7 protein-coding genes are annotated in these 7,507 nt (G+C 55.5%); 3 read left to right on the forward strand and 4 right to left on the reverse strand.

Annotated features, from left to right (window positions below; translation table 11 throughout):
* From AQS70_RS06155 to AQS70_RS06165, 3 genes are all read right to left on the reverse strand, one after another.
* Positions 1 to 743 (reverse strand): acyl-CoA dehydrogenase family protein (locus tag AQS70_RS06155; RefSeq protein WP_187331785.1); only part of this gene is annotated, 743 nt, incomplete at its 3' end.
* 11 nt (positions 744 to 754) lie between these two features.
* Complete coding sequence (locus AQS70_RS06160) at positions 755 to 1,996, reverse strand: SfnB family sulfur acquisition oxidoreductase (RefSeq protein WP_055102013.1); 1,242 nt, start codon at positions 1,994 to 1,996, stop codon at positions 755 to 757.
* A gap of 208 nt (positions 1,997 to 2,204) precedes the next feature.
* A complete protein-coding gene (locus tag AQS70_RS06165; RefSeq protein ID WP_055102014.1) occupies positions 2,205 to 2,969 on the reverse strand; it encodes a hypothetical protein in 765 nt (254 codons plus the stop codon).
* A gap of 616 nt (positions 2,970 to 3,585) precedes the next feature.
* On the opposite strand from AQS70_RS06165, the gene AQS70_RS06170 reads away from it, so the two are divergent.
* Both AQS70_RS06170 and AQS70_RS06175 read left to right on the forward strand, forming a co-directional pair.
* Positions 3,586 to 4,518 (forward strand): SdiA-regulated domain-containing protein, encoded by a 933-nt coding sequence (locus AQS70_RS06170; RefSeq protein WP_055102015.1) that lies wholly within the window; start codon positions 3,586 to 3,588, stop codon positions 4,516 to 4,518.
* Positions 4,519 to 4,636: 118 nt separating this feature from the next.
* Complete coding sequence (locus AQS70_RS06175) at positions 4,637 to 5,545, forward strand: SdiA-regulated domain-containing protein (protein WP_055102016.1); 909 nt, start codon at positions 4,637 to 4,639, stop codon at positions 5,543 to 5,545.
* 126 nt (positions 5,546 to 5,671) lie between these two features.
* Here AQS70_RS06175 and rpiA read toward each other — a convergent pair whose 3' ends face one another.
* Positions 5,672 to 6,343: a ribose-5-phosphate isomerase RpiA gene (gene rpiA, locus AQS70_RS06180; protein WP_055102017.1), complete on the reverse strand. Its 672-nt coding sequence runs from the start codon at positions 6,341 to 6,343 to the stop codon at positions 5,672 to 5,674.
* A 143-nt stretch (positions 6,344 to 6,486) separates the two neighbouring features.
* Here rpiA and ilvA point away from each other — a divergent pair.
* On the forward strand, positions 6,487 to 7,507 hold a 1,021-nt coding region (gene ilvA / locus AQS70_RS06185; RefSeq protein ID WP_055102018.1), incomplete at its 3' end, for a threonine ammonia-lyase, biosynthetic.

Here is a 7,507-nt window from a genome sequence, read left to right on the forward strand (position 1 = left end):
CCGGGGTCGTTGGCCGCGTGCAGAATTGGCGCCAGCGGGCCGACCGGGGTTGGGCGTTCAAAAGCGCTTTGAAACGGGATGACGTCGTCGCAGGCCACGAACACGTTGTCGAACACCACTGAGCCGCTGCCGGTGGTGCGCTGACCAAAGCCGCTCCAGTCGTCGATCACGTTCAAGCCTTCACTGTCACTGCGCACAAACGCTAATTGCTGCACGCCGTTGTCATCTACAACCGAGGTGGGAATGCGCTGTGCATACAGTGCGCCAGTGGCGTAGAACTTGCGGCCAGTGATGCGGTAACCGTGCTCGGCCTTGGCCAAGTGAGTGGTGCGATCATGGGCCGTTTTAGTGCCCAGTTCGGCCAATGCATTACCAAAGCGTTGCCCGGCGAGAACCTCGGCGTAGAACCGTTGTTTTTGTGTCTCGCTGCCGTTCACCCGCAGTACTTCGAGGGCATAAAAATGGTTTTGCGGGATTTGCCCCAGCGAGCCGTCGGCAGCCGAAATAAGGCTCACCACTGCGGCGAGCGTGACGTTAGAAACGCCTGCACCGCCATACGCCTTGGGCACGGTGATGCCCCATAAGCCGGTGTGGGAAAACAGCTCCAGCTCATCAATCGGCAGACGTCGTTCGCGATCACGCACGACGCTGTCACGTTTGAAATAAGCGGCAAGCTCACGTGCTACGCGAATGGCCTCGGCATCGCTTTGGATGACCGGGACTTGTTTGGATATCAGTGACATGGGTGTCTCCGTTAAATCCAGGAATGCCGTGCTGGCAACGTACCGTTTAGGCGATAGGCGCCGATGGCGTGGTACTTCCAGCGCACGGGGTCGTGCAGGGTATGAACGCGTGCGTTACGCCAGTGCCGGTCCAAGTTGAACTCGGCAAGGGTGGCGCGGCTTCCCGCCAGCTCGAAGAGTTTTTCACTGGCCAGTAACGACAGCTCGGTGCTCAGCGCTTTGGCCTCGGCCACGGCAATCGAGGCACGTGCAGCGGCTTGCGCATTAATCGGCGCCGCGCTGACGTCGTCGAGTACGCGACCGGCCTTACGCAGTAACGCTTCGGCGGCATGCAGCTCGATCTGCAATTTGCCGATGTCGGCAATCACGTACGGGTCATCGCTGTTGCGTTCGACCTTGGCGTCGATCCAGGGGCGCGATCGTTCGCGAACAAAGCTGATGGTGTCGGCAATAGCACCTCGGGCAATGCCCAAGTCGATGGCGGCTTGGATCAGCTGCGATATTGCGCCTTGAAGATTCGGGGTTTCAGGCAGGCGCCAGTTGTCGATCACCTGTTGCGCTTCAACAGCGACGTTATTGAGCAGGACGGTGCCGCTGGCGGTGGTGCGCTGGCCAAAACCGGACCAGTCATCAACCACTCGCAAGCCTGGCGAGCCACGGCGGATAAAGGCCATGACTTGCTTACCGTCGTCGTTCAGCGCCTTAACGGCGATCCAGTGCGCAAACAGCGCGCCGGTGGAATAAAACTTCTGGCCATTGATCACGAAGTCATCGCCATCGGCGGTGATCCGAGCTTTCAATTCGAGGGTGTTTTTAGTACCGCGTTCCGGGCCCGCATTACCAATGCGCCAGCCTTGCAGCACGCTGGAGAACAACTGCTCTTTTTGCGAGGGCGTCGCAACGCTTGCAATCAGATTGAGCAGCCCAACCTGGTTTTGCGGTATTTGCCCCAGCGCCGGGTCGGCCGCCGAGATGATGGCGAAGACTTCAGCCAAGGTGACAAATGAGACTTGTGGGCCGCCAAACTCACGTGCAATAGAAATCCCGCCCAACCCACTGCGGGTGAATGCTTCTACAAGCGACCACGGCAGTTTGCGCTGCTGATCGCGATGTGCAGCATGCTCACGGGCGAGGTTGGCCAAGTCGTGAGCGGCTTGGAGGGCTTCGTTGTCGGTGCGCAGGACGTGCGCTTCGAACAACAGGGGCGCGACATCTACGTCGCTGTGTAGTTGTGCATTGGCCAAGAGGGACATTAGTTCCGCTCCTTGGCTGCACGCAATGCCCCGCAAAGGGTAATTGTGTTGCTGACCATACCTACCTCATCTTAGGGGCGCCGCAGGAGCGGCGCGAAGTAAAGCAAGAGAGTCCGGTGGTCCGGTTCATATACCCTAATCGAGTATAAAAACTAAAAAAACTAACTTTTAGGAATATAGATAGATGATTCCTGTTGCTCGGTGGCCATCAGTCCCGCCAGTTGAGGCGTGTCTCCGCGGCGCGCAGTACTTCAGTGGGGGCGGAGTTGATGTAGCGCAGGTTGGAGCCGACTCTCAAGGTCCGGGTTGGCGCCCAGCGAGAGTTGTTGCCCACGCGGTCAATCACGCAGTAAGTGACTTCCAGTTTTGGGTCCTCACCCGCTTCTTGAATGATGTCTGAGGGCACGAATACGCTAACGGGTTTATTGACATCGACTTGGCGCAGCTTAGGCAGGTCGAGGCGCACATCGCCCCACAGCAAGGTGATTTCGTCCTCACTGGCCATGTTGCGATAAGGCTCGATGGTCACGGGAACCCCGCGCTTTATTTGGTTTGAATTGACCCCATAGCGTTGGATCGGGTCGGGGATCATCACGGGGGCGAGCCCTTGGTTTTCTTCTCCGATAACGACGCCGCCGGGGCAGTCAAGTTTGACCAGTACTTTAAGTTGTGCGGAAAGAGCGGGGGTGCTGCCAATGTGCATCACCCGGTAATAAAGACGCGCTGTTCCGTTCTGGATAAAACTTTCGGGTACTCTAAGTGATACTGGGTGACTGACGTCAGAGTTAGAAAGTTGCCGAGAAGATACATAGCAGCCGTCCCAGAATAATTCGATTAAATCGCCTTCTTCCATATTTATATAGGGCGCGACGTTGACCAGCAGTTGTTCGGCCGCGCGGGCGCAGATAGTGTGTTTGTTTGAGGGCGCAAGTGTCGGTGCTGCCAACTTCTGGGTGTGTGAGGTGAATGGCATGTAGGCGAACTCCTGTCTAACTTTTAGGCGGCACAGAGCATAGAGGGTTAAAGCGTCTTGGGGCATCCCAGGAAACCATTGTTTTATCGCTTGAATAATCGGGTAAACAATCCATGTGCACCGTCATTGAGAATGATAAATAGAGATGTTGGATACGGGCTGAAGCGATTTGTTTTATTAGATAAGAGTCTTAGTTGATAAGTGTCAAGGCGCAATGTTGCAATCATTAGTCTCTTGACCATATTCAGAAAGTTCCTACTGGCAAGACGTTTTATAGTCCCCTTCAAGCGGTAGTTTAGGTGAGGTATTAGTTGGTGTGTGGAGTGGGAATTTGTTTGAGGGGCAAGTGACAAGTCGTGCTCGACTAAAAAGTGAGAAGGTGAAGTGGGTTGAACAAAGGCAATGCCTAAAGTTGCTGATAAATAAAGACAAGTCCTACATACGAGATGATAGTTTCGAGTCTACAAGTTAAAGGGCGCCAACCGGAGACGGTCAGTACGCAGGGCGTCTTAGCAATAATTTCACATTCGGTCTGGATAATACGGGCGCTAGGGGCAATCGGTTTTGCCCGCTTTGTGTTATTTAGACATAGCAAATTTCTTGGATGATCACGTTAATGGCCACAGACCCTCTGCAGACCTCGCCTGACCCTCGACCTTCGCGTTTTCGCCTGCGCTGGTATTACTGGCTTTTGCTGCTGGCTGCGCTGTTCTATGGCATCGCGTCAATCTTGCATTGGGATGACCGAGGGGCGTTGTGGGTGCTGGAGCAGTTTGAAAGCCAGAGCGATCAGAATGAGAGTGTCTGGCTGCCTGATTACAGAGTGGTCATTGATGCCAAGCCGATGCCGGGGCTTGAGAAGGATGAAGCTTCCGACCTCGCGTATAACCCAGTCACCAATACCTTGTTTTCAGTGATGGGTAAAAATCCGTTTTTGGTTGAGCTAAGCCTTGAAGGTGATGTGCTGCGTAAGATCCCGCTGGTGGGTTGGAGCAACCCGGAAGGCTTGACCGTAATGGAGAACGGCTTGCTGGGTATTGTCGATGAACGTGATCATTTATTGACCATTGTGAAGGTCGATGCCGATACCAAGACCCTGAACATCAACGACTTTCCTAAATATGACCTTGGCCCCTCAAAAGACCAGAACAAAGCTTTTGAGGCGATTGCTTGGGACCCGCGTCGGCAGCAGTTGTTACTGGGTGAAGAACGTCCGCCAGCGATGTTTGTCTGGAAAAGCGACGGCAGCCAGACCCTTGTGGGCAATAAGCAAAAAGTCCCTAGCGATGAGCTTGATTTGCGTAACTTGTCGGCCTTGAGTATCGACCCGCGCACAGGCCACACACTGGTGCTTTCGGCAGATTCACATTTATTACTGGAGCTGGATGAGCTGGGCGAACAAGTCAGCTTCATGACTTTGTTGCGGGGTTTTAATGGTCTGAAAAGCACCATTCCCCGGGCTGAAGGGGTGACGATTGATAAGCACGGCACCCTGTACATGGTGAGCGAGCCGAACCTCTTCTATCGTTTTGAGAAGAAAGCCAAGTAAATTGTGCCGCCGCTGCCTCAGTTCAGAGGGAGCGGCTTCAGGTTAAGAAGCGCCGATTAAGCTTGAGTTCATGCAACCGTGGTATTTCACCCGGCTGATTTAGTTAGAGCTTCTCTTTATGTCTCGTTTCAGCCGTTCAACCTTTGTACTTTCAAGCGTTATATTTCTGGCGCTGCTGGCTGCTGGGTTCTCAGCGCAGCATTACCGTTTGTTCGACCGCACCTGGTTTAACCTCAGCTTGCTGTGGCAGTCAGCCAACCCTGACGCAATCAATTTGGGTGAGTACCGTGCTGTGCTTCAAGGCCAAAAGATTGATGGGCTTGAGGACAACGTGTCGGCCCTGACCTACGACCCCGTGCGCAAGAGCTTGTTTACCGTGACCAACAAACAGCCGGAGATGGTTGAGCTATCGCTGGACGGTCATATTGTGCGGCGCATACCGCTGGTTGGGTTTGGTGATGCTGAAGCTATCGAGTTCATTGAGGAGAACACTTACGTGATCACCGATGAACACGAGCAGCGGCTGATCAAAGTGAAAATCAATGACACCACCCGCCAACTCAATGCTGCGGATGCCGAGCAGCTGACGCTGGGGATCAACCAGTCCGGTAACAAGGGCTTTGAAGGGTTGGCGTACGACTCGGCTGGCAAGCGGCTGTTTGTGGCCAAAGAGCGAGATCCGATGTTGATTTACGAGGTGCGGGGCTTCCCCCATGACAACCCGAAGCAGCCTTATGCCACCCACGTGGTCACTAATCCGCGCCGCGATGCGCGACTGTTTGTACGTGATTTATCAAGTTTGCAGTTTGATGAGCGCAGCGGCCATTTGTTGGCGCTGTCGGATGAGTCGAAACTGCTCTTGGAGCTGGACATCAATGGCCGCCCATTCAGCACGTTGTCATTGAAAAAGGGACGGCATGGCCTAGAAAAATCAGTGCCACAAGCGGAAGGCGTCGCGATGGACGATGCGGGGACGTTGTACGTGGTGAGTGAGCCGAACCTGTTTTACGTGTTCAAAAAGCCGTGAGTAACACTCTGTAGGAGCTGCCGAGGCACGATGGCTGCGATCTTTTAAAGATTAAAAGATCGCAGCCTGCGGCAGCTCCTACACCCTCACGCGCCGCCATCGGCCCGGGGAAAGGGTTTGAGAGGGTTACTTGCTGAGGGTTTTTACACCTTCAGGTGTGCCCAGCAGCAGCATGTCTGCGGGGCGGGCGGCGAACAAGCCGTTGGTGACGACGCCGACGATGGCGTTGATCTGACGCTCCAGCTCCACTGGGTTGGTGATCTGCAAGTTGAACACGTCAATGATGATGTTGCCGTTATCCGTCACCACGCCTTCGCGGTACGCCGGGTCGCCGCCCAGCTTAACCAGCTCGCGGGCCACGTGGCTGCGTGCCATTGGGATCACTTCAACCGGCAGCGGGAAGGTGCCTAACACCGGCACCAGCTTGCTGGCGTCAGCAATACAGATAAAGGTTTTAGCCACCGCTGCCACGATTTTTTCGCGGGTCAGGGCCGCACCACCGCCTTTGATCAGGTTGAGGTTTTCGTCACTCTCATCGGCACCGTCTACGTAGAACTCCAGGTCGCTGACCGTGTTCAGTTCATACACCGGGATACCGTGACCTTTGAGGCGCGCTGCGGTGGCTTCGGAACTGGCCACGGCGCCGTCAAAAGCCCCTTTGTGCAAGGCCAGTGCGTCAATGAAGCAGTTGGCTGTGGAGCCGGTGCCGACCCCAATGATGCTCTTGTCATCCAGGCGTGGAAGGATGAAATCGACAGCAGCTTGGGCTACGGCCTGTTTGAGTTGATCCTGGGTCATGCGGGCTCCGGGGCGGAAAGAGTAATAAACAGAAGGGCGTGGAGTATAACCCAAGCCTATAAAACCTTTGGATTCGTATGGTCGCCCGTGTAAACGCTGGGTTAGACTCCTTGGTCCTGCCAACCGCCCAGTGAAGCTTTCCGATGCTCGAACAGTACGTAAAGAAGATACTCACCTCGCGCGTTTATGACGTCGCCGTAGAAACCCCATTACAGCCTGCCAATCAGCTTTCTCAGCGTCTGGGTAACCAGATTTTGCTAAAGCGCGAAGATCTGCAGCCGGTGTTTTCATTCAAGATTCGTGGCGCTTACAACAAGCTCACGCACTTGAGCGATGCCGAGCGCGCGCGTGGCGTGGTGACCGCATCGGCGGGTAACCATGCTCAAGGCTTGGCGCTGGCCGCCAAGGTGCTGGGGGTTAAAGCCACCATCGTCATGCCTAAAACCACCCCTGAGATCAAGATTGAAGGCGTGCGTTCACGGGGCGGTATTGTGGTCCTACACGGTGACTCCTTCCCTGAAGCCCTGGCGTACTCGCTGCAACTGGTTGAACAAAAAGGCTACGTTTACGTACATCCCTATGACGACCCGCATACCATCGCCGGGCAGGGCACCGTGGCGATGGAAATTCTGCGTCAGCACCCGACGCCGCTGGATGCGATCTTCGTGCCGGTGGGCGGTGGCGGACTGATTGCCGGTATTGCGGCGTATGTGAAATACCTGCGGCCAGACATTAAAGTCATTGGCGTCGAGCCTGATGACTCCAACTGCCTGCAAGCCGCGATGGCCGCTGGTGAGCGCGTTGTCTTGCCAAGCGTCGGGATCTTCGCGGATGGCGTCGCCGTGGGGCAGATTGGCCAGCACACGTTCGATATCTGCAAAGACTACGTCGACGAAGTGATCACCGTGAGCACCGATGAAATTTGTGCGGCCATCAAGGACATCTTCGATGACACGCGCTCGATCACCGAGCCTTCGGGTGCGTTGGGCGTTGCCGGGATCAAAAAATACGTAGAACAACGCGGCGTGCGTGGCCAGACGCTGGTGGCCATCGACTCGGGTGCCAACGTTAACTTCGACCGACTGCGCCATGTCGCCGAACGGGCCGAGCTGGGTGAAGGTCGCGAAGCCATCCTCGCCGTGCCCCTCCCCCAAGTGCCGGGCA

Origin of the sequence: Pseudomonas endophytica (genome assembly GCF_001411475.1) — a bacterium.
Taxonomy (GTDB): Bacteria; Pseudomonadota; Gammaproteobacteria; order Pseudomonadales; family Pseudomonadaceae; genus Aquipseudomonas; species Aquipseudomonas endophytica.

Bases quoted from the DNA above. Each gene is read 5' to 3' on its own strand.
- AQS70_RS06170 (WP_055102015.1), top strand. From the start codon at position 3,586: ATGGCCACAGACCCTCTGCAGACCTCGCCTGACCCTCGACCTTCGCGT.
- AQS70_RS06160 (WP_055102013.1), bottom strand. From the start codon at position 1,996: ATGTCCCTCTTGGCCAATGCACAACTACACAGCGACGTAGATGTCGCG.
- AQS70_RS06175 (WP_055102016.1), top strand. From the start codon at position 4,637: ATGTCTCGTTTCAGCCGTTCAACCTTTGTACTTTCAAGCGTTATATTT.
- rpiA (WP_055102017.1), bottom strand. From the start codon at position 6,343: ATGACCCAGGATCAACTCAAACAGGCCGTAGCCCAAGCTGCTGTCGAT.
- AQS70_RS06165 (WP_055102014.1), bottom strand. From the start codon at position 2,969: ATGCCATTCACCTCACACACCCAGAAGTTGGCAGCACCGACACTTGCG.